This window comes from Aldersonia sp. NBC_00410 (genome assembly GCF_026342035.1).
GTDB lineage: Bacteria > Actinomycetota > Actinomycetes > Mycobacteriales > Mycobacteriaceae > Aldersonia.
Map to the genome: position 1 here is coordinate 388,446 of NZ_JAPENM010000004.1, position 18,853 is coordinate 407,298.

The 18,853-nt window shown below is 68.2% G+C and carries 19 protein-coding genes; 5 read left to right on the forward strand and 14 right to left on the reverse strand.

The genetic code is table 11. The features are described from left to right. Positions 1–197: 197 nt before the first annotated feature. Positions 198–452, forward strand: coding sequence for a hypothetical protein (locus OG921_RS12010; RefSeq protein WP_266112662.1), 255 nt, complete (start codon positions 198–200; stop codon positions 450–452). Here the strand turns inward: OG921_RS12010 and OG921_RS12015 are convergent. The 3 genes from OG921_RS12015 to guaB form a co-directional block, all read right to left on the reverse strand. Further along, positions 449–1,603 (reverse strand): class I SAM-dependent methyltransferase, encoded by a 1,155-nt coding sequence (locus OG921_RS12015; RefSeq protein WP_266112663.1) that lies wholly within the window; start codon positions 1,601–1,603, stop codon positions 449–451. The genes OG921_RS12010 and OG921_RS12015 overlap by 4 nt on opposite strands. 13 nt (positions 1,604–1,616) lie before the next feature. After that, the gene (locus OG921_RS12020) at positions 1,617–2,759 is read right to left on the reverse strand and encodes a GuaB3 family IMP dehydrogenase-related protein (RefSeq protein WP_266112664.1); all 1,143 of its coding nucleotides are present in this window, start codon (positions 2,757–2,759) and stop codon (positions 1,617–1,619) included. 63 nt (positions 2,760–2,822) lie between these two features. After that, on the reverse strand, positions 2,823–4,295 hold the full coding sequence (guaB, locus tag OG921_RS12025) for an IMP dehydrogenase (protein WP_266112808.1): 1,473 nt from the start codon (positions 4,293–4,295) through the stop codon (positions 2,823–2,825). Positions 4,296–4,630: 335 nt separating this feature from the next. Between guaB and OG921_RS12030 the strand changes: the two genes are divergently transcribed. After that, on the forward strand, positions 4,631–5,035 hold the full coding sequence (locus OG921_RS12030) for a DUF5319 domain-containing protein (RefSeq protein WP_266112666.1): 405 nt from the start codon (positions 4,631–4,633) through the stop codon (positions 5,033–5,035). Between the two features lie 71 nt (positions 5,036–5,106). Here the strand turns inward: OG921_RS12030 and OG921_RS12035 are convergent, their stop codons facing one another. The 3 genes from OG921_RS12035 to OG921_RS12045 all read right to left on the reverse strand — a co-directional run bounded on the left by OG921_RS12035 (position 5,107) and on the right by OG921_RS12045 (position 7,912). After that, positions 5,107–6,315 (reverse strand): anti-sigma-D factor RsdA, encoded by a 1,209-nt coding sequence (locus OG921_RS12035; protein ID WP_266112667.1) that lies wholly within the window; start codon positions 6,313–6,315, stop codon positions 5,107–5,109. Beyond that, positions 6,308–6,886, reverse strand: a complete 579-nt coding sequence (locus OG921_RS12040) for a sigma-70 family RNA polymerase sigma factor (protein WP_266112668.1) — start codon at positions 6,884–6,886, stop codon at positions 6,308–6,310. Before OG921_RS12040 ends, OG921_RS12035 begins: the two co-directional genes overlap by 8 nt. 162 nt (positions 6,887–7,048) lie before the next feature. Continuing rightward, positions 7,049–7,912 (reverse strand): hypothetical protein, encoded by an 864-nt coding sequence (locus OG921_RS12045; protein WP_266112669.1) that lies wholly within the window; start codon positions 7,910–7,912, stop codon positions 7,049–7,051. Between the two features lie 547 nt (positions 7,913–8,459). Between OG921_RS12045 and OG921_RS12050 the strand changes: the two genes are divergently transcribed. Together OG921_RS12050 and OG921_RS12055 are read left to right on the forward strand one after the other, a co-directional pair. Then, positions 8,460–8,756, forward strand: a complete 297-nt coding sequence (locus OG921_RS12050) for a WhiB family transcriptional regulator (protein WP_266112670.1) — start codon at positions 8,460–8,462, stop codon at positions 8,754–8,756. 98 nt (positions 8,757–8,854) lie between these two features. Then, positions 8,855–9,301, forward strand: a complete 447-nt coding sequence (locus tag OG921_RS12055) for a hypothetical protein (protein WP_266112671.1) — start codon at positions 8,855–8,857, stop codon at positions 9,299–9,301. A 98-nt stretch (positions 9,302–9,399) separates the two neighbouring features. On the opposite strand, the gene groL is transcribed toward OG921_RS12055, so the two are convergent. The 3 genes from groL to OG921_RS12070 form a co-directional block, all read right to left on the reverse strand. Then, on the reverse strand, positions 9,400–11,010 hold the full coding sequence (gene groL, locus OG921_RS12060) for a chaperonin GroEL (RefSeq protein ID WP_266112672.1): 1,611 nt from the start codon (positions 11,008–11,010) through the stop codon (positions 9,400–9,402). 181 nt (positions 11,011–11,191) lie between these two features. Then, positions 11,192–11,494 carry a co-chaperone GroES gene (gene groES / locus OG921_RS12065; protein WP_266112673.1) on the reverse strand — a complete coding sequence of 101 codons (303 nt, stop codon included), beginning with the start codon at positions 11,492–11,494 and terminating at the stop codon, positions 11,192–11,194. 222 nt (positions 11,495–11,716) lie between these two features. Next, on the reverse strand, positions 11,717–13,123 hold the full coding sequence (locus OG921_RS12070; protein ID WP_266112809.1) for a DUF2252 domain-containing protein: 1,407 nt from the start codon (positions 13,121–13,123) through the stop codon (positions 11,717–11,719). A gap of 199 nt (positions 13,124–13,322) precedes the next feature. Between OG921_RS12070 and OG921_RS12075 the strand changes: the two genes are divergently transcribed. Beyond that, positions 13,323–14,834, forward strand: a complete 1,512-nt coding sequence (locus tag OG921_RS12075) for an Hsp70 family protein (RefSeq protein WP_266112674.1) — start codon at positions 13,323–13,325, stop codon at positions 14,832–14,834. Between the two features lie 9 nt (positions 14,835–14,843). Here the strand turns inward: OG921_RS12075 and tsaD are convergent, their stop codons facing one another. The 5 genes from tsaD to alr form a co-directional block, all read right to left on the reverse strand. Next, the gene (gene tsaD / locus OG921_RS12080; RefSeq protein ID WP_266112676.1) at positions 14,844–15,893 is read right to left on the reverse strand and encodes a tRNA (adenosine(37)-N6)-threonylcarbamoyltransferase complex transferase subunit TsaD; all 1,050 of its coding nucleotides are present in this window, start codon (positions 15,891–15,893) and stop codon (positions 14,844–14,846) included. Then, entirely contained in the window at positions 15,890–16,393 is a 504-nt protein-coding gene (rimI, locus tag OG921_RS12085) for a ribosomal protein S18-alanine N-acetyltransferase (RefSeq protein ID WP_266112677.1), read from the reverse strand. Before rimI ends, tsaD begins: the two co-directional genes overlap by 4 nt. Beyond that, entirely contained in the window at positions 16,390–17,049 is a 660-nt protein-coding gene (gene tsaB / locus OG921_RS12090) for a tRNA (adenosine(37)-N6)-threonylcarbamoyltransferase complex dimerization subunit type 1 TsaB (protein ID WP_266112679.1), read from the reverse strand. Before tsaB ends, rimI begins: the two co-directional genes overlap by 4 nt. A gap of 52 nt (positions 17,050–17,101) precedes the next feature. Further along, positions 17,102–17,560, reverse strand: coding sequence for a tRNA (adenosine(37)-N6)-threonylcarbamoyltransferase complex ATPase subunit type 1 TsaE (gene tsaE, locus OG921_RS12095; RefSeq protein ID WP_266112680.1), 459 nt, complete (start codon positions 17,558–17,560; stop codon positions 17,102–17,104). A 96-nt stretch (positions 17,561–17,656) separates the two neighbouring features. Continuing rightward, entirely contained in the window at positions 17,657–18,838 is a 1,182-nt protein-coding gene (alr, locus tag OG921_RS12100) for an alanine racemase (RefSeq protein ID WP_266112681.1), read from the reverse strand. Positions 18,839–18,853 lie beyond the last annotated feature (15 nt).

Consider the following 18,853-nt stretch of genomic DNA (forward strand, 5'->3'; position numbering starts at 1 on the left):
CCCTTCTCGTCGAGGCTTATCGATTACGAGGCGCTGAGTCCCGTTTCGTACCGTCAACGTCCGAGCTTCGGGGCTGGTTCCCGTCATCTCCGTCGCTTCGGACAATTCGGACTCTACCCGCTCGGCGGTTGCGCCTCTCGCAGGTAACCGTAGCTTGGCGACGTGTAGTGCGCGTCGGGAAGGGGAATGCGGCGCACATGTCCGAGAGCCATACGTCCGAGAGCGCTGCCAACGCCGACCAACCCGTCGACGACGTGGTCGAGGAGTTGCTCGATCCGAGCGAGAGTCTCGATTCCGACGAACTGGGTTCCGAGGGCGACGACGTCTACGACGCGCCGGAGGCCTGGAGCGAGGCCGACGAGTTCGGCACCACTGCCCGGGAAGCCGCAGCGGGCGAGAGCGTCGGGCAGAAACTCGCCCGCGAGGTACCCGACGTCGACGAGTCCGGTTAGGACCGACGCACGGATCGGGTGACGGTGAATTTTCGGTTGCGGCCCAACTGCTCGGTCGGGCCGATCACCCGTTGCAGGGTGCCGCGGTAGCGCAGATGGGAGTTGTACACCGTCCACAGTTCGCCGCCGGGCCGCAACGCCCGCGCCGCGCCGTCGAAGAGCTTCTCGGCGACTCCGGCGTATACGCTCGCCCCCGCGTGAAACGGCGGGTTGCACAGCACAACATCCGCGCTGCCGGCCGGGAACTCGGCGAGTGCATCGTCGCGGACGACGGTGACCCGGTCACCGACACCGTTGGCCTGCGCCGTTGCTCGCGCCGAAGCCACCGCACCTGCCGATCGATCGGTCGCAGTGACCGCGATCGCCGGTCGCGCTTTGGCCACACCGACCGCGAGAATTCCTGTGCCACAACCTAAATCAACCGCATGCCGCGCATCGGACGGTAGCTGCGGAAGGAATTCGAGCAGGAATCGGGTACCGATATCGAGCCTCGTGCCGGCGAACACGGCTCCGAAGGCGACCACGGAGATCCCCAGTTCCGGTACGCGGGCGTGCACCGGGAACGGCGCGGCACCGGACGGACGCGGCTCGGTGACGACGAGCACCCGGGACTTTTGCCGCCCGCGCGTCGGGCGGACCGCGGCGAAGCTGTCCGCGAGCACGTCGTTCATCGCCACCGTCAGGTGCTTGTCCCGTCCCCCGGCATACACCGTCACCGCGGGATCGGCCCAGCGCGCAATCGCGTCCGCGAGTTCGCGCAATTCGTCGAGCCCGCGCGGCAAGCGCATCAGCACGGTGCGGGCACCGGTCAGCAAGTCCGGCCCGAGGGGACAGCGCCGGTAGCGGTCCGAGAGGTGTGCACCAGCCGCGTTGCGGTCGAGCGCCCGCTCGCCGGTCAGCAGATCGCAAAACGTCCGGATCCCGCGTGCGCCGGCCGCCGCGGCACCGAGGGTGAGGGCACCGTAGTTGTCGCCGACCACGGCAACCGTGTCCGGCTCCGCGTTGGCGAGCGCGCCGGTCGCGGTGTCCAGGATCAGTCGATCGGCCGCGTCGACGGCGAACAGGTTGTCGGCCTCGACATCGGGAAATCGGCGCAGGCCGGCGAAGATGTCATCCGGCCCGGCGTCGTTGCGAACTTGCTCGTCGGACATGGCAGCGACGGTGCTAGGCGCGGACGTTGAGCCCGACCCGCTGGAACTCCTTGAGGTCGGAGTATCCGGACTTCGCCATCGACCGGCGCAGACCGCCCACGATATTCAGCGCGCCGAACGGGTCGTCGGACGGGCCGCAGAGGACCGCTTCCAGGCTCGGGCGCTGCTCGGCAGGCGCAATCGGCAGCATCGAACCACGCGGCATCGACGGGTGCGCCGCGACCGAGGGCCAGTACCAGCCCCGACCGGGCGCCTCGGCGGCGAGCGCGAGCGGCGGACCGAGCACGGCGGCGTCGGCACCGCAGGCGATGGCCTTCGCGAGCTGCCCCGAGGTCCCGATATCGCCGTCGGCGATCACGTGCACGTACCGGCCGCCGGTCTCGTCGAGATAATCGCGCCGCGCGGCGGCGGCGTCGGCGATCGCGGTGGCCATCGGGATGCCGATGCCGAGCACCTCGCCGGTGGTGGTCGCGCCGGCCATCGAGCCGTAGCCGACGATGACGCCGGCCGCGCCGGTCCGCATCAAGTGCAGTGCGGTGCGGTGGTCGCTCACGCCGCCGGCCACGACCGGCACGTCGAGTTCGGCGATGAACGTCTTCAGGTTGAGCGGTTCGTCGCCACCGCGCCCCACGTGTTCGGCAGAGATGATCGTGCCGTGCACCACGAGTAGGTCTATTCCCGCCTGCACCAGCACCGGCGTCAGCGCGCGCGAGTTCTGCGGGCTCACCCGCACCGCGGTGGTCACGCCCGCGGCGCGCACCTTCGCGACGACCTCGGCGAGCAGGTCGGGTTGAACGGGCGCGCTGTGCAGCTTTTGCAGCAGCTTGATCGGTGCGTCCGGATCTTCGTCGGTCTCGGCCGAATCGACGAGCTCGGCCAGTTTGGATTCGACATCGGCGTGCCGGGCCCACAGGCCCTCACCGTTGATCACTCCCAGGCCACCACGACGGCCGAGCTCGATCGCGAAGTCGGGCGAGCCGAGCGCGTCGGTGGGGTGCGACAGAATCGGAATGTCGAAGCGGTAGGCATCGAGCTGCCACGACACGGACACATCCTTGGACGAGCGTGTGCGGCGCGACGGGACGATGTCCACATCGTCGAGTTCATAGGTACGCCGAGCCGTGCGGCCCATGCCGATTTCGACGAGGTCGCGCACGCGCGTCCTTTCTGTTGCGCCGCGACGACGCGGCTGACTCGCTGGGTGAAGACTGGAATGAAGCTACCGCTCGCGGGCGGCGTAGTTGGGCGCTTCCACCGTCATCGTGATGTCGTGCGGATGGCTTTCCTTCAACCCGGCCGCGGTGATCTGCACGAACTGCGCCTGCTGCAGATCGGTGATCGTGGTCGAACCGGTGTAGCCCATCGCTGCCCGCAGACCGCCGGTCAGCTGATGAATAACCTCACCGAGCGGGCCGCGGAACGGCACGCGGCCCTCGATACCCTCGGGGACCAACTTGTCCTCGGCGAGCACGTCGTCCTGGAAGTAGCGGTCCTTCGAGAACGACTTGCCCTGGCCGCGGCCCTGCATCGCGCCGAGCGAGCCCATACCGCGGTAGCTCTTGAACTGCTTGCCGTTGACCAGGATCAGCTCACCCGGCGACTCGGCGGTACCGGCAAGCAGCGAGCCCAACATCGCGGTCGACGCGCCGGCGGCGAGTGCCTTGGCGATATCCCCGGAGAACTGCAGGCCACCGTCGGCGATGACCGGCACACCGGCCGGCCCGCACACGGCGACGGCCTCGAGGATCGCGGTGATCTGCGGCGCGCCGACACCGGCGACCACGCGGGTGGTGCAGATCGAGCCGGGGCCGACACCGACCTTCACGGCGTCCGCGCCCGCTTCGACCAGGGCCGCTGCACCCGCCCGGGTAGCGACGTTGCCGCCGACCACCTGGACGCGATCACCGACCTCGGCCTTGGCCTTGCTGACCATCTCCAGCACCTGCACCTGGTGGCCGTGCGCGGTGTCGACAACGAGTACGTCCACCCCGGCGTCGACGAGCGACATCGCCCGCGACCACGCGTCCGGTCCGACGCCGACGGCGGCACCGACGAGGAGCCGCCCGTCGCGGTCCTTGGTCGCGTACGGGTGCTGCTCGGTCTTGACGAAGTCCTTGACCGTGATGAGCCCGCGCAGATGGCCCTTGCCGTCGACGATCGGCAGCTTCTCGATCTTGTGCCGACGCAGCAGTCCGAGTGCCGCCTCGGCCGTGACGCCCTCACGCGCGGTGATCAGCGGTGCTTTCGTCATCACCTCGGCGACGCGGCGATTCTCGTCGACCTCGAAGCGCATGTCCCGGTTCGTGATGATGCCGACGAGGGCCCCCGTCTCATCGGTGACCGGCAGGCCGGAGATCCGGAAGCGGGCGCACATCGCGTCCACCTCGGCCAGCGTGTCGGTGGGCTTGCAGGTGACCGGATCGGTGACCATCCCGGCCTCCGAGCGCTTCACGGTCTCCACCTGGGCGGCCTGCTCGAGCGCAGGAAGGTTGCGATGCAGGACACCCATCCCGCCGGCACGTGCCATGGCAATCGCCATTCGCGCCTCGGTCACCGTGTCCATCGCCGAGCTCACCAGCGGCACCCGCAGGCTGATCTCGCGGGTCAATCGGCTCGAGGTGTCCACCGCACTGGGGATCAGGTCCGACGCGGCGGGCAGCAGCAACACGTCGTCGAAGGTCAGTCCGAGCATCGCGATCTTGTTCGGATCGTCACCGCCGGTGTGGACGCGCGGCGCCGCAGCCGCGTGCGCCGCCAGCGTGTTCGACGACGCGTTCCCGGCTCCGGCGGTTGTGCTCATCGGGATCGGGCCCTCCTGTGCGGGACAGCCGACGGCCACCAGGGTCCGTCGAGAATGTGATTGCTGGTCGCATGGCCGGGAAAAACAAAGGCACTTCCGCGGATGCTTGCTCCATGGTATCGGCTCCCGGGCCGTGCTGAGGCCACGGAGCGACCGGTGCGGGCGCAAACATGCGCGCCGCCGGCGACCGCTGGCGAAGAACAGCCCCACCTGCGTACCGTTGTGGTGTGCGAGACCATCTGCCACCCGGCCTGCCACCCGATCCGTTCGCGGGCGATCCCGCCGACCCGTCGGCCGCGCTCGATGCTATCGAGCCTGGTGAACCGCTGAGCCCGCAGGAACGACTTGCGGTCGAGGAAGACCTCGCCGATCTTGCGGTTTACGAAGCGTTGCTCGGCCATCGCGGGATCCGCGGCCTCGTGGTTTGCTGCGAGGACTGCAAGCAGGATCACTACCACGATTGGGACATGCTGCGGGCCAACCTGCTTCAACTGCTGGTCGATGGCACGGTCCGGCCGCACGAGCCCGCTTACGACCCCGTGCCCGACGCCTACGTCACGTGGGACTACTGCCGCGGTTACGCCGACGCCTCGATGAACGAAGCGCTGCACGGCGACAGCTTCGACAACTAGCGGGAGCACCACCTCGCCAGACAGCGAAAAGGCTCGGCGGGACAACGTCCTGCCGAGCCTTTTCGCTGAGTTCAGTTCGAGTTGGTTCCGCTCGGATGCGTCGGCTCCGGATCATCCGGAGTCGGCTTGGCCGATGTGGTCGGCGCCACCGAGGTTGTCGGCGCCACCGAGGTTGTCGGCGCCACCGAGGTTGTCGGGTCGACCGACGAGCCGTACGGCGCGACATCCGCACGTGCCGTAGTGAGCGGCGGCATCTCGATGACCGACGAATCGGGCGGGGGCGGCACCAGCATGGCGGTCGTGTCGGAGTTGGTATCGACCGGCGGCAGATCGATCGTCGTGAGCGGCGCCTCTTGCGTGATCGTCACGGGCGGCGGGACCGTAGTCGTGCTCGGCGGCAGCGGTGTCACCGGTTCGATCGGCTCGATGGGAGCGACGGTCGACGGCACCGTGGTGTCCGGCACCAGCAGAATGGTCTCCGACGGTGGCGGTGGCACGACGGTGGCTTCTTCGCTCGGCAGCACCAGTGGTGGTACCACCGGCCACTCCGACGGCACGCCCTCCGGCAGCAGCGGTGGCAGCGGGAGCTGCGTGGTGTAGGTGATCACGGCCTTCTCGAGGCGAACGCGAAGCGTCTCGAGCCGAGCGCGCAGATTGTCCTTGTGCGTACCGCTACCCACATCCTCCGTGCGGCTGGACGCACGCTCGAGCAGCACCATCGCGCCGGTTACGTCCCCCTTGGCGATCAGTTGTTCGGCAGCATCGAGGTCGGACGAACTGTCCATCCGCGCCATTGTGGAATCGGCCTGCCGGCTGAACACCGCCTCCTTGACCTTCCAGAGCGGGTCGCCGGGACTGGCGTTGTAACTGATCGCTGTGGTCAGACCGCCGATAACCGCGGCAACGGCGGCGGCGACGGCGACGGGACGCAGGATCTGCATCCGACGACGACCGGCACGCTCCGCTGCGACGGCGTCGAATTCCTTTTCCACCGCGGCCAGCACGGCGATATCCAGCTCCGGTTCGTCCGGGATCGGTACAGCCGTCAACTCCGAACGCCACGAGGCCAGCAGCATGGCGAGTTGATACTCGTCTGCGCTATTCGTGGCGACCGGGCCATCCCCCGCGATGGCGTCGATGAGGGCATCGTCGTGCCGCACTGCGGCGATATCGACTGGCCCTTCGTCGGCCATCTCGTCCAACGGGTCGAGTCGGCCGCCGACGTCCAGCGGTTCGCCGTTTCGCGATCCGCCGGCGCCTCGCGCCTTGTCCCTACCCATGCATTTCACCCGCCCTCGCTACTTGCGCCTTCAGCTTCGCCAGTGCGCGGTGCTGTGCTACCCGCACTGCACCCGCCGTACTGCCGGTTGCCACTGCCGTCTCCTCCGCCGACAGCCCGACGACCAGGCGCAGGACCAAGATCTCCCGGTGTTTCGCCGGCAGAGTCTCGAGCAACGCACCCACCTCTCGCGACGACTCGAAGTCGAGTACTCGCTGTTCAGGCCCGTAATCGTCAGTTATGACATCCGGTACATCGGCCATCGCGTCGGCTTTGTTACGGGACGCATTTCTGTGCGCGTCAGCAACTTTGTGTTGCGCAATGCCGTAAACGAACGCCATGAAAGGCCGGCCCTGATCCTGATATCGCGGCAGGGCAGTCATTACCGCGAGACATACCTCTTGAGCAACGTCATCGGCCGACATATTTCCACGATCGGACCCACCCACGCGGGTCCGGCAATAGCGCACTACCAGCGGCCGAACCATAGCGAGAACACGACCGAGGGCATCGCGATCCCCCTTCGCGGCAAGACGCACCGCCGCGTCGAGATCCTCGCTCGCGTTCGACATCCTCTACGAATCCCTGGCATCGCGCGGCACGACCCCCGACCCGGGTGTGCTTCCGCCCAACGACGGAACGTACCAACCATAGCTAGCTCTGCGATAGCTGCGCACTGCGGGCGTGAGAATCGAAGCCACAAACTCCCTCGAGCGACAATTGTCACACGCCGACTAAGTCCGCCGTAGCGTTCCGCCGCGTCGACCGAGTTCCGCTGCGCACATACGCACCGATTCGTCGATCTCGCCCTTTTCGTCGGGGTCGACCACCGCGGCAAGCAGCATCGAAGCGGCCCACTCCAGCGGAAGCAGTCCGGCCGCGCGGCACTGCCGCGCGACGTCCGCCGCGGCGGTCCTGGTCGCCGCGACATCACCGGCCACGCACATCGCCGCCGCAGACAACAGGGCCGACTTCACCCGATGCCGCTGCGACCCGAATTCCGCGGCCAGCCGTACCGCTGCCGCGCTCGCCCGCGTCGCCCTCGGGGCGTCCCCGCTCGCCATGGCGAGTTCGGCCGACACCCATGCGTGACGGAGGGAGATCCGGGCGTCGGGCGAGTTCACTTGTGCCGCGAGTTCGTCGGCGCACCGGTCGAGCAAGCGCGCGGCGAGCGCGAGCCTGCCCACACCCAGCGCGTCCGCAGCCAGCCCGATGAGCGCGTCGCCGAGCGCGTCGAGCCGGAGCGGCACCTCGGGATCACCTGGCACCAAGGCCAGCGCTGCGCCGTCCAGTTCGGCCGCGTGCCGATGCCAGCCGAGCTGACGCGACCACGATGCTTCGGTGCTGAGCGCCAGCGAACGCAGTATCGGTGGTGGGATGGACGGCTCCGCCGTGGCCGGTTCATCCCCTGCGCTGTTTCGCGCGGACAGCCGGCGGGCCCGGCACAGTTCGGCCCGGCCGCGCGCGTAGTAGCCGCGGCCACCGAGCGCGACCGCCCGCCACCACGACTGCTGGGCGGTCTCGGGTGGCGGCAGCCGCGAGTCGCCCACGCCGTCCCCGAAGGCCGCCGTCGCCAGGCCGCATCGCTCGCTGTGCACGTCGCCGACTCTAGAGCGCGTGCTCGGGAGCTCTCCGTGCCGCCGCCGCAAGATTTATCGGCATTCAGATTGTTTCTTTCGTGTTAATCCGAGCGGAGTGCGTCACAAAGGCGCCCAAGCAAGCATCTCGAGTCGCCCATCCCGGGCCGCGTCGTTAACATTTCCGAAATCGTATCCGGAACGTCGGCGCGGCTCCCGATCTCGCGAGCGATGCCGGTCGCCTACTCGCACCGACCCGTGCGAACCCGAATCTATCACTAGCACAACAGATTTCGATTCGATCCGAAAAACGGTTGCTGCGCGCCGGCCGTGATCGGTTCCCGGATCCGCAAAAAAGTAAACCGAAATTAGGTTAATTCTTGGTGCGCGGGATATGGAAATCGCCACTTGGAAAACTATTGACGCGATTTCGACGCGGGCCATAACGTAACTCATCGCCGCCGTGGGCACCGCCTCGGCGGCGCCCGCGAACCGGGATAACAAGGGATAGCAACACCTGCTGTCTCGCCATCCGCTCGACCGACGAGCTCGCACCGTAGGAGTTCACATGCCACAGCCGACTCATCTTCCCGGCCCGAACGCCGACCTGTGGGACTGGCAAATGCGCGGCTTGTGCCGCGGGGTCGACTCGTCAGTGTTCTTTCATCCCGACGGGGAGCGTGGTCGCGCACGCGCCCAGCGCGAGCTGCGGGCGAAGGAGATCTGCCGACGCTGCCCGGTGCTCGCCCAGTGCCGCTCGCACGCGCTGAACGTGTCCGAGCCGTACGGCATCTGGGGTGGCATGTCCGAGGCCGAGCGGGAAGTGCACGCTCGCCGGACCCGGCGCCGCATCCCGGCGGCCTGACCCACGGGAGCCCCTGGATCCCAGCGGATCCAGGGGTTTTCGCGTTCCAAGGCGGCGTCATCGCCAACGACAGGCGAGCGGACTGCATCCGGCGCAAAATGGACGCCATGATCAAATCCGGCAAACCCGGCAACGGTCTCGTCGACCCCGCGACGGCAGCGTCCGACGGCGCCGTGGCCGGGTCGGTCGCCACTGTGGCCGGCACCGCGGTCGCCGGCTCGGCAGCCACCGTCGCCAGCACCGCGGTCGCCGGATCGGCAGCGACTGTGGCCAGCGCCGGCGTGGTCTACTCGGCGGCCACGGTCGCCAGCACCGCGGTGGCCGGATCGATCAGCACAGCAGGCAGCGCAGCAGTCGCCGGAAGCATCGGCACCGCAATGTCACTTGCGGTCGCCGGAAGTATCGCCTGCGTGGCGTGCGTGCTCTGTAAGCGTTGTATGGCGTGCCTGGGCTGCGTAGGTTGCACAAACTGCGTCGGCTGCGTGGGGTGTTACAACTGCTCGGGCGTGCGCTTTGCGGTGGGGCTCAGCAACGTGCATGCCTGAACCCGCACCATCGGCCGGCCAACAAGCAGCAGATCCCCGTGCCGCGCAAACGAAAACACCCTCGGCAGTGGCGCCGAGGGTGTTTCGTCCAGCCGTGTCTAGTGTGCGTGGCCGTGCCCGTGAGCCGGCTCTTCTTCGGCCGGCTTTTCCACGATGGCGCTCTCGGTGGTGAGCACCATCCGCGCGACCGAGGCCGCATTGACCACAGCCGAGCGGGTGACCTTCACCGGGTCGATCACGCCGTCGGCAATCAGATCGCCGTAGGCGAGCGTCGCCGCGTTGAAGCCGATCTTCGGATTGTCGGCCACCTTCGAGGTAACCACCGCACCGTCGAGCCCGGCGTTCGCCGCGATCCAGAACAGCGGCGCCGACAGTGCCAGGCGAACGACCTCGACGCCGAGCGCCTCGTCCCCGCTCAGCGAGTCGCGCAACGACACCAGCTCCTTGGCCGCGTGCACGAGTGCCGTGCCGCCACCGGGCACGATGCCCTCCTCGACGGCCGCCTTGGCGGCGCTGACCGCGTCTTCGACGCGGAACTTGCGCTCCTTGAGTGCGGTCTCGGTGGCCGCGCCAACCCGGATCACCGCAACGCCGCCGGACAGCTTGGCCAGCCGCTCCTCGAGCTTCTCCCGGTCCCAGTCGGAATCGGTGCGCGCGATATCGGCCCGCAGCTGGTCGACACGGCTCGCGACGGCCTCGGCCGTGCCGCCACCTTCGACGATGGTGGTCTCGTCCTTGGTGACGACGATCCGCCGGGCAGAGCCGAGCAGGTCGAGACCGGCCTCACGAAGGGTGATGCCAATGTCGGGGTTGATCACGGTGCCGCCGGTCACGACCGCGAGGTCGTCGAGGAACGCCTTGCGGCGATCACCGAAGAACGGCGCCTTGACAGCGACGGCCTTGATCGTCTTGCGGATCGAGTTGACCACCAGGGTGGACAGCGCCTCGCCCTCGACGTCTTCGGCGATGATCAGCACCGGCTTGCCGCTCTCGGCGATCTGCTCGAGCAGCGGAAGCAGATCGGGCAGCGAGCCGATCTTGTCGCGGTGCAGCAGCACCAGGGTGTCCTCCAGCACCGCTTCCTGGCTGTCCAGGTCGGTGACGAAGTACGGCGACAGGTAGCCCTTGTCGAACTGCACACCCTCGGTGACGACCAGCTCGGTCAGCAGCGTCGAGGACTCCTCGACGGTGACGACGCCATCCTTGCCGACGGTGGTCAGCGCCTTGCCGACCATCTCGCCGATCACTTCGTCGCGCGAGGACACGGTCGCGACCTGCGCGATCGCACGCTCACCCTCGACCGGGGTGGCGGCGGCCAGCAGCGCATCGGACACCTTGTCGGCGGCCTTCGCGATGCCGGAACCGAGGCTCATCGGGTTCGCACCCGCGGCGATGTTCTTCAAGCCGGCACGCACCAGGGCCTGCGCCAGCACGGTCGCGGTGGTGGTGCCGTCGCCGGCAACATCGTTGGTCTTGGTGGCGACGCTCTTCACCAGCTGCGCGCCGAGGTTCTCGAACGGATCCTCGAGCTCGATCTCGCGGGCGATGGTGACGCCGTCGTTGGTCACGGTCGGGCCGCCGAACGCCTTGGCAAGCACGACGTGCCGACCGCGCGGGCCGAGGGTCACCCGGACCGCGTCGGCGAGCTTGTCGACGCCCCGTTCCAGAGCCCGGCGAGCGTTCTCGTCGAACTCGATTAGTTTGGCCATATCTTCTTGCTTCTCCTGTTTCGGATTGTGCGGCGCCTGCGGCCCTCGTGCGGTGCCGCGTCGGTGGGCAGCGCACGGAAGAGACTGAGCCGGAACGCACTCCGCCCCGGGACCGAGGTTTCGGGCGCCGGGGCGGGGTGCAAGGTCCGGCCCTCGTCGAGCGCCGGTGAGATGCGGCTGTCTACTTGGTGACGACGGCCAGCACGTCGCGCGCCGAGAGAATCAGGTACTCCTCGCCGGAGTACTTGATCTCGGTGCCGCCGTACTTGCTGTAGATGACGGTGTCGCCCTCCTGGACGTCCAGCGGAATACGCTTCTCGCCATCTTCGTCCCACCGGCCGGGGCCAACTGCGACGACGGTGCCCTCCTGGGGCTTCTCCTTCGCCGTGTCGGGAATGACCAGGCCGGAGGCGGTCGTCGTCTCGGCCTCGTTGGCCTGGACGAGGATCTTGTCCTCGAGCGGCTTGATGTTCACGCTCGCCACGATGAGCCCTCCACTTTCAGTGGTTATCGAGTCCTGGGGGTTGGTCCCAGCGACTTGTCGTTCCATCAGGATTTCGGCTCTGTGTGCAGTCCCGTCGTCGCGGGTGCCGAGGCTGCCGCAGTGCCGACTAGCACTCTATACATGCGAGTGCCAGCACTCAAGCCTTCGCAGCGCAAGTTCGCCGACAGCGCACATCGGCCGCGCTCGATTCGGCACGGCCTTTCACAGGTCCATGGTCGCGTGCACGCGGCCGGAGTCGATCGCCGCGCACAGCGCCGCGTGATCCGTGGCGCTGCGGTCGGCATAGTCAACCGCGAAATCGACGATCGCATCGTCGAACGCGGTGCCGTTGCCGAGGTAGCCCGCGACCGCGAACCGGTCCCCTGCTCGCGCGTGCGCCTGGGCGAGAGTGCGGCCACACACCCGGGCATAGAGCTGCAGCCCACGTTCGGGCATGGTCGCGATATCGACCGACCATTTGCCGTCGCGCAACTGCCGAACATAGAAGTCCCGCACGACACCATCGGGTGCAGGCCCGCGCACCCAGCCGAGAAAGATGTCGCTTGCGCCCTGCATCAGGCGCTGGCCGTTCACCACGCGCTCGCCCTGATGCACGATCGCCGGGCCGCCCGAATAGACCGCCAGCACCGACGGCTGCGCCTCCTTGATCTGTAGGAACAGCGGATCCATCGAGTCGGCGCCCTGCAGCAGCGCAATCCAGCAACGGGTCCCTACGCTGCCGACGCCGACGACCTTTCGGGCAAATTGGGTGAGTGTGAATCGGTCGAACAACACCCGGCGGTCCCAGGACAGCGTCTGCGCGTACTCGCGCATCCGTTCCTCGAGCAGACCCCGCCCGATCGCGAGCCGTTCCCCGTGAAAGAGTTCCTCGACCGGCACGATCAGCGGCGGCATGCTGACGATCCGATGCGTTCCGTTCTCGACCACGGTTAGTTTGCCGAGAATTTGCTCGCTCGACCGGCCGCGCGCCTTGCGGACCGCAGTGTCGATGCGTTTGCGCAGCACACCGTCGAGCGGTACACCGATCTCGCGCAGATCCGCCTCGACATCGATATGGGCGTACCAGACGTCGAGATTCCCCTGTCCGGCCGCGTCGATCATCGTCTGCCGATACGCACCAGCCGCCTCCCTGGCGAAGGCCGCACCGGTCTCGACACCGAAATCGCGATCGAGCGCCCCGACCACGAGGCTGGCGGCGAGCCGCTTCACGTCCCACTCGAACGGCCCCGGATAGGTCTCGTCGAAGTCGTTGACGTCGAAGGTGAGTTTGCGTTCCGGGGTCGCATACACCCCGAAGTTGCTCATATGCGCGTCGCCGCACAGCTGTACCCGCAGTCCGGTGGACGGTGAGCGGGCCAAATCGTCGGCCATCACCAGCGCGGCACCGCGGAAGAACGCGAACGCCGATTGCGCCATCCGGCCGTACCGGATCGGCACCAGGTCGGGAACGCGGGTGCGCGCCTGCGATTCGAGCAGGCCGACCGGATCGGGCCGGTCCAGCGAGGAGCGCACGGCGAGGGCGGATCTGGGCACCCGACCACGTTCGGCCTTGCCGCGCTTGCGGCCCGCTTTTCGGGCCGATTCCGTCGACACGCGCAGACTCGTCATATTCGCCTCGCATCCGCCGTCACCCTGCGTTTTCATTGTGGTCCTTCAGGTCTGGCTCGCGGGCCGACCGGCGATTCGTTTTCCATCCAGCGACAGATTAGGTAACGTTCAGATAACGGATTACGAGTTATCCTCGGAACCGGCAATAACGCCGGTCCCCAGAGCGGTATCACCGATCAAGGGCGGGAGGTGCGAGCACATGCGGACGTCATTGGGCGTATCCGTCGGCAGTGAAGTTGTCTACTCAGCTCTCCTCACCACGCCCGCAGACGGCGCCCAGTCGTTCGAGTACCGCACGATCACGGCCGACGAAGCCAACGTCGACCTCGGCGAGTTGGTCGCCTCCTCGATCGAGCTGATGACCACTCAGGTTCGGCAAACCACGGTCGAACCGTCCGGAATCGCCGTCGCCTATCGCAACGAGGACCAGACCAGGTCGATCCGGTCGGCAGCGGGCCCCCGACGCCGCGATCTGCAGCTCGTTCCAGAGCCCGCCGCAGCGCTGGCGTATCTGCACTACACCGGCGAGGTGGCGCAATTCGAGACCGTCGCGATCGCCGATCTCGGCGCATCCGGACTCACCGTCACCATCGTGGATCAGGTGGACGGCACGGTGCTCGATTCGCATCGCAGCACCGAAGTAGGCGGCAACGCAGTCGACGACGCGCTCTACCGCCATGTCGCCAGCCATCGGCTGCCCGCGGGAAGCCGACCGAGCCGTACCGAATCGATGTCGCGGGTGCGCACCGCCAAGGAACATCTGACCAACCACGACACCACCACCGTCGAGTACGCACCCGGCAGGCACCGCAACCTGACTCGCGCCGACCTCGAGCGCGTGATCGCGCCGTTGGTCGCCTCGGCGTCGGCGTTCGTGACCACGACCATCGATGCGGCGCCGCGCCGGCCCGATGGGCTCGTTCTCATCGGCGGTGGAGCGAACATGCCGGCTTTGGTGAGCGGGCTCACCAAAGCCTTCGCCATCCCGGTGCTGCGGCCCACCGAGCCCGAAACCGTGCTTGCCAAAGGTGCCGCACTGGTCGCCGATTCGGTGCAGCCAATGGTGTATCCGGTGGTTCGCATGCCCGTCGACGCACCGATCGGCACCTTTACCCGGGTTGCCGGCGCCATAGCGGGTGCTCTCGTGGTGATCGGGCTGATCATCGGCTACGGCGTGCAATCGCTGACCGTCTCCAACGGCGACGAGAACGTGTCGCCGGCGGCCACCCTCGACCGTGCCGACGAGGGCGCGCTGGTGAACATGACCCCGTCGAGCGCTGTGCCCGCTCCCCCGCTGCCGACCTACGAGTACTCCGAGCCGAGCCCGGCTGCACCGACCTACGACTACGGCGAGCTCGAAGCGCTCACCACTGCGGCACCCGTGCCGCGTCCGCTGCCCGAGACGCCCCGCGCCGCGCCGCAATCCGGACCACCGTCGCCAACCACGACGAACCCGTCGACGATGACACCGAGCCCGTCCGCGCCGACGACGGCGCCACAGCTGCACCCGGCGCCGGATCTGACCGCGATTCCGTGGCCAACAGTGCCGGAATGGCTCGACAACAACCAGAATCCCGACACCGGCACACCGGACCCGCGTGCGCCCGAGCGGTCGCGGCAACAGCCCGATCAGCGGCCGTCACCGACCACGACAAACCCGGCCCCGCCACCGCCGCCACCATTGCGGCCGGGCACCGGCTCGGCCGGCTGAGCGGGCCGCTCAAGCCACCTGACTGATCGCCACCGGCAAACCGGGATTCGACGCGACATCGAGCGGCGAGGGCTGTGCACCGCCCGCGACGATGTGGGCACCGAGCGCGGCGATCATGACGCCGTTGTCCGTACACAACCGCGGTTTCGGCACGCGAAGCGTGAGACCAGCTGCAGCACAACGCTCTTCGGCCAGTGAGCGGATACGGGAATTCGCCGTCGCGCCGCCGCCGAGCACGATCGTGTCCACCCCGACATCGGTCGCGGCCCGCACCGCCTTCATGGTCAGCACGTCGGCGACCGACTCCTGAAAGCTCGCCGCCACATCGGCGATCGACACCGGCTCGCCGGCCCGATCCCGCGCTTCGACATACCGGGCCACCGCGGTCTTCACCCCGGAGAAGGAGAAGTCGTGGCGGGCGTCACGCGGTCCGGTCATGCCGCGCGGAAACGCAATCGCGGCCGAATCACCTTCGGCTGCAGCAGCATCGAGCGCAGGACCACCGGGGAAGCCGAGTCCGAGCAGTCGCGCCACCTTGTCGAACGCCTCGCCGGCGGCGTCGTCGACCGTGCTGCCCAGCTCGGTGATCGGCTTGCCGAGATCATCGACATGCAGCAGGTGGGTGTGGCCGCCGGAGACCAGCAGCGCCACACAGGCGGGCATCGGACCGTGCTCGATCGTGTCGACGGCGACATGCCCGCCGAGGTGATTCACCGCGTAGAACGGGACATCCCAGGCCGCCGCATAGGCTTTGGCCGCAGCGACCCCGACGAGCAGCGCGCCGGCGAGGCCGGGACCGATCGTGACGGCAAGCGCATCCGGTTTGCGGATACCTGCCGTGGCCAGCGCGCGCCGCATGGTCGGCCGGATCGCTTCCAGGTGTGCACGCGACGCGATTTCCGGCACCACGCCGCCGAACCGGGCATGCTGATCGACACTGGACGCGACCTCGTCCGCGAGCAGCTCGCAGGTGCCCCCCGAACGCCCGACACCATCGCGCCAGCGTACGATCCCGACACCGGTTTCGTCGCAAGAGCTTTCGATGCCCATCACGATCATGGCGCGGAGTTCCCTTCCTCGTGGTGCGCGCCGACGGTGGCCGGTGCGGGCCGGCGCATCGTGTACGCGTCGGCGCCGCTGGGCTGGTAATAGCGCTTGCGCACACCGAGCAGGTCGAATCCGAACTTACGGTACAACGCGATCGCGGGCTCATTGTCGGTGCGGACCTCGAGGAACACCGGGCCACCGTGCCGGTCGGCCTCCGCGAGCATCGCCGACAGCAGCGCGGTACCCGCCCCCGCGCGGTGTACGGCTGGGTCGACGGCGATGGTGTGCACCTCGGACTCGGGATCGGATGCGCTGCCGAGTAGGGCGATTCCCGCGTATCCCACAAGTTCTTCGGCCACCGAACGCGCGGCGAAGTAGTGCGTGTGCGGGCTGGACAACTCGGCGCGGAAGGCGATCGCGGTCCACGGGTCGTCCCCGGCGAACAGTGCGTTCTCGAGTTCCACGCAGCGTGCGATGTCGGCGTCGGTCAGCGCCTCGACCCGAATCGTCATCGTGCGACGACCGCCCGCTCGACGGCATCTGGTCGCCGAAGATACAGCGGGACAAGTGCTTCCGGCTCGGCCTTGGCCAGTAGCAGCTCCCGTGCGGCGTGCACGAGGCCGACCGGCGACGGCGTCTCCACCGGCTGCACGGGCAGATCGAAGAAGTCGACGTGCGACGGAGATCCCGCGATCACCTGCGCCGCACCGATATCGAGGTCGGCCGGCTTACAGACACCAGGACCCTCGATGCGTCGACCCCCGAAGTAGCGCGCCCAGTACACCTCTCGCCGGCGCGCATCGGTGACCACAAGCAGCTCCCCCGCACTCGGATCGGTGGCGGTGCCGACGTCGTGCGCGATCGCGTCGAGGCTGCACACCCCGTGCACCGGAACCTCGATGGCGTCACCGAACGCCGCGGCGGTGGCCATGCCGACGCGCAGACCGGTGAACGGTCCGGGGCCGGCCCCGACCACCACGGCGTCGAGATCGTCGGGCTTGCGACCGATCTCGGCGAGGCATTCGAGGATGTGGGGGGTGAGCAACTCGGCATGAGCGCGCGAATCGACGGTCACCCGGGTCGCCAACGGCTCGATCGCCGTCCGGCTCAGGTCCACGATTCCTGCGGTCACGGCGGGAGTGGAGGTGTCGAGGGCGAGGACAAGCATGATGGTGCAACGATACCCGCTGGTCAGCACGCCGCCGGCGGCCGGGCATTCCCTAGCTGCGCGTCACCCAGTCCCAGCTGATCGTGCGCACCTCGGAATCGGGTTCGCGCCGCAGCCGTACCTGGAGATGGCGGGTGGCGAGATGCTCGACCAACCCGCTGCCCCACTCCACCACCACGACGGCATCGTGCAGGTCGGTGTCGAGGTCGAGGGCATCGAGATCATCGAGCGCGCCCGGCCCGTCCCCGAGCCGGTAGGCATCGACGTGCACCATCGCGACGGGCGGCCCGTCGACCCGATCTCCCGCGGGATGCAGTCGGGCGATGATGAACGTCGGCGAACTGACCCGGCCCTGGACGCCGAGGCCGGCCGCGATTCCGCGCGTTAGTGCCGTCTTGCCCGCGCCGAGCGGTCCGTCGAGCACCACCAGATCGCCGGCACGCAGCTCGCGGGCCAGTTCGCGGCCCAACTCCTCGGTGTCGGCGACGGTCGCCGGCCTGCGCTCAGCCAACGGAGCGGCCGAGTTCGCTGCGCGGCACTGCGGCCATCGCCTCCGCGTTGCGGAACGGGATGCTCGGATCGCGGCGGGTGGCTGCCCGGCGAGCGCTCACGCTAGTTCTCCACCGTGCGTGTACGTGCGCACGGTGCGACCGCGGATACCGGTCACCACCTCGTAGTGGATGGTGTTCAGCGTGTCCGCCCAGTCCTGCGCGATCGGCTCGCCTGCTGCACCGGAACCGAAGAAGATCGCGGAATCGCCCTCGCGCACCGTGGGGGGCAACGGGCCGAGATCGACGACCACCTGATCCATACACACCCGGCCGATCGACGGGCGTCGCACGCCACCGAGCAGCACCTCGAACCGTCCACCGAGCGCGCGGGGGATGCCGTCCGCGTAGCCGAGCGGCAGCAGCGCGACGTGTGTGTCGTGCGGTGCAATCCACTCGTGCCCATAGGAGACGCCCTCGCCCGCCGCGACCTCCTTGACCAGCGCGACCCGGCCACGCAGCGTCATCGCGGGCCGCAAGCCGAGTTGGCCCCGCTCCGGGATCGGCGAGAGTCCGTAGATGGCGATGCCTGGGCGCACCATGTCGAAGGCCAGGTCCGGCCTGGTCAGCGTGGCGGCAGAGTTGGACAGGTGCACCAGTTCCGGGGTCAGCCCGATCCGCTTCGCCGCGGTGATCGCGTCGACGAACCGGTCCCGCTGTACCTCGACGATGGGATGGTCGGGTTCGTCGGCGTGCGCCAGGTGGGAGAAGATCGCCCGGAACCGCACCGCCCGCTCGGCTTCCAGTTTGGCCAGCTCGTCGAGCAGCACCGGGTACTCGTGTGGCGAGGCGCCGTTGCGGTTGAGGCCGGTGTCCACCTTCACCGACACCGTCGCCGTCCGTCCGCGTGCCCGCGCGGCGGCACCAACCGCGCGCAGGTGGGCTGCCGACGAAACGCCGATCTCGACATCCGCGTCGATCGCGGCGGCGAAATCGGCGTCGGAGGTGTTCAGCCAGCTCAAGATCGGGGCCTCGATGCCGGCAGCGCGCAGTTCGATGGCTTCCGCGATGGTGGTGACACCGAGTTCCCGTGCGCCCGCAGCGAGCGCGGTGCGCGCTACGGCCACCGCGCCATGGTTGTAGGCGTCGGCCTTCACCACCGCCATCACGGCCGCAGTACCGGCATGCTCGCGCAACACCTCGACGTTCGCAGCGATGGCGTCGAGATCGATCACTGCCTCGGCTTGCGCGGCGACGGGCTCCTCCGCCGGTACCGAGGTGAGTTCGATCGGATCTGTCATCACAACCCGTAATCC

Coding starts and splice junctions, on each gene's coding strand:
- rimI (WP_266112677.1), bottom strand. CDS start 16,393: ATGACGATTCGGGTCGAGGCGCTGACCGACGCCGACATCGCACGCTGC.
- tsaD (WP_266112676.1), bottom strand. CDS start 15,893: ATGATCGTGATGGGCATCGAAAGCTCTTGCGACGAAACCGGTGTCGGG.
- OG921_RS12035 (WP_266112667.1), bottom strand. CDS start 6,315: ATGGGTAGGGACAAGGCGCGAGGCGCCGGCGGATCGCGAAACGGCGAA.
- tsaB (WP_266112679.1), bottom strand. CDS start 17,049: ATGCTTGTCCTCGCCCTCGACACCTCCACTCCCGCCGTGACCGCAGGA.
- groL (WP_266112672.1), bottom strand. CDS start 11,010: ATGGCCAAACTAATCGAGTTCGACGAGAACGCTCGCCGGGCTCTGGAA.
- OG921_RS12040 (WP_266112668.1), bottom strand. CDS start 6,886: ATGTCGAACGCGAGCGAGGATCTCGACGCGGCGGTGCGTCTTGCCGCG.
- OG921_RS12075 (WP_266112674.1), top strand. CDS start 13,323: ATGCGGACGTCATTGGGCGTATCCGTCGGCAGTGAAGTTGTCTACTCA.
- OG921_RS12010 (WP_266112662.1), top strand. CDS start 198: ATGTCCGAGAGCCATACGTCCGAGAGCGCTGCCAACGCCGACCAACCC.
- OG921_RS12015 (WP_266112663.1), bottom strand. CDS start 1,603: ATGTCCGACGAGCAAGTTCGCAACGACGCCGGGCCGGATGACATCTTC.
- guaB (WP_266112808.1), bottom strand. CDS start 4,295: ATGCTCGGACTGACCTTCGACGACGTGTTGCTGCTGCCCGCCGCGTCG.
- alr (WP_266112681.1), bottom strand. CDS start 18,838: ATGACAGATCCGATCGAACTCACCTCGGTACCGGCGGAGGAGCCCGTC.
- OG921_RS12050 (WP_266112670.1), top strand. CDS start 8,460: ATGCCACAGCCGACTCATCTTCCCGGCCCGAACGCCGACCTGTGGGAC.
- OG921_RS12070 (WP_266112809.1), bottom strand. CDS start 13,123: ATGACGAGTCTGCGCGTGTCGACGGAATCGGCCCGAAAAGCGGGCCGC.
- OG921_RS12055 (WP_266112671.1), top strand. CDS start 8,855: ATGGACGCCATGATCAAATCCGGCAAACCCGGCAACGGTCTCGTCGAC.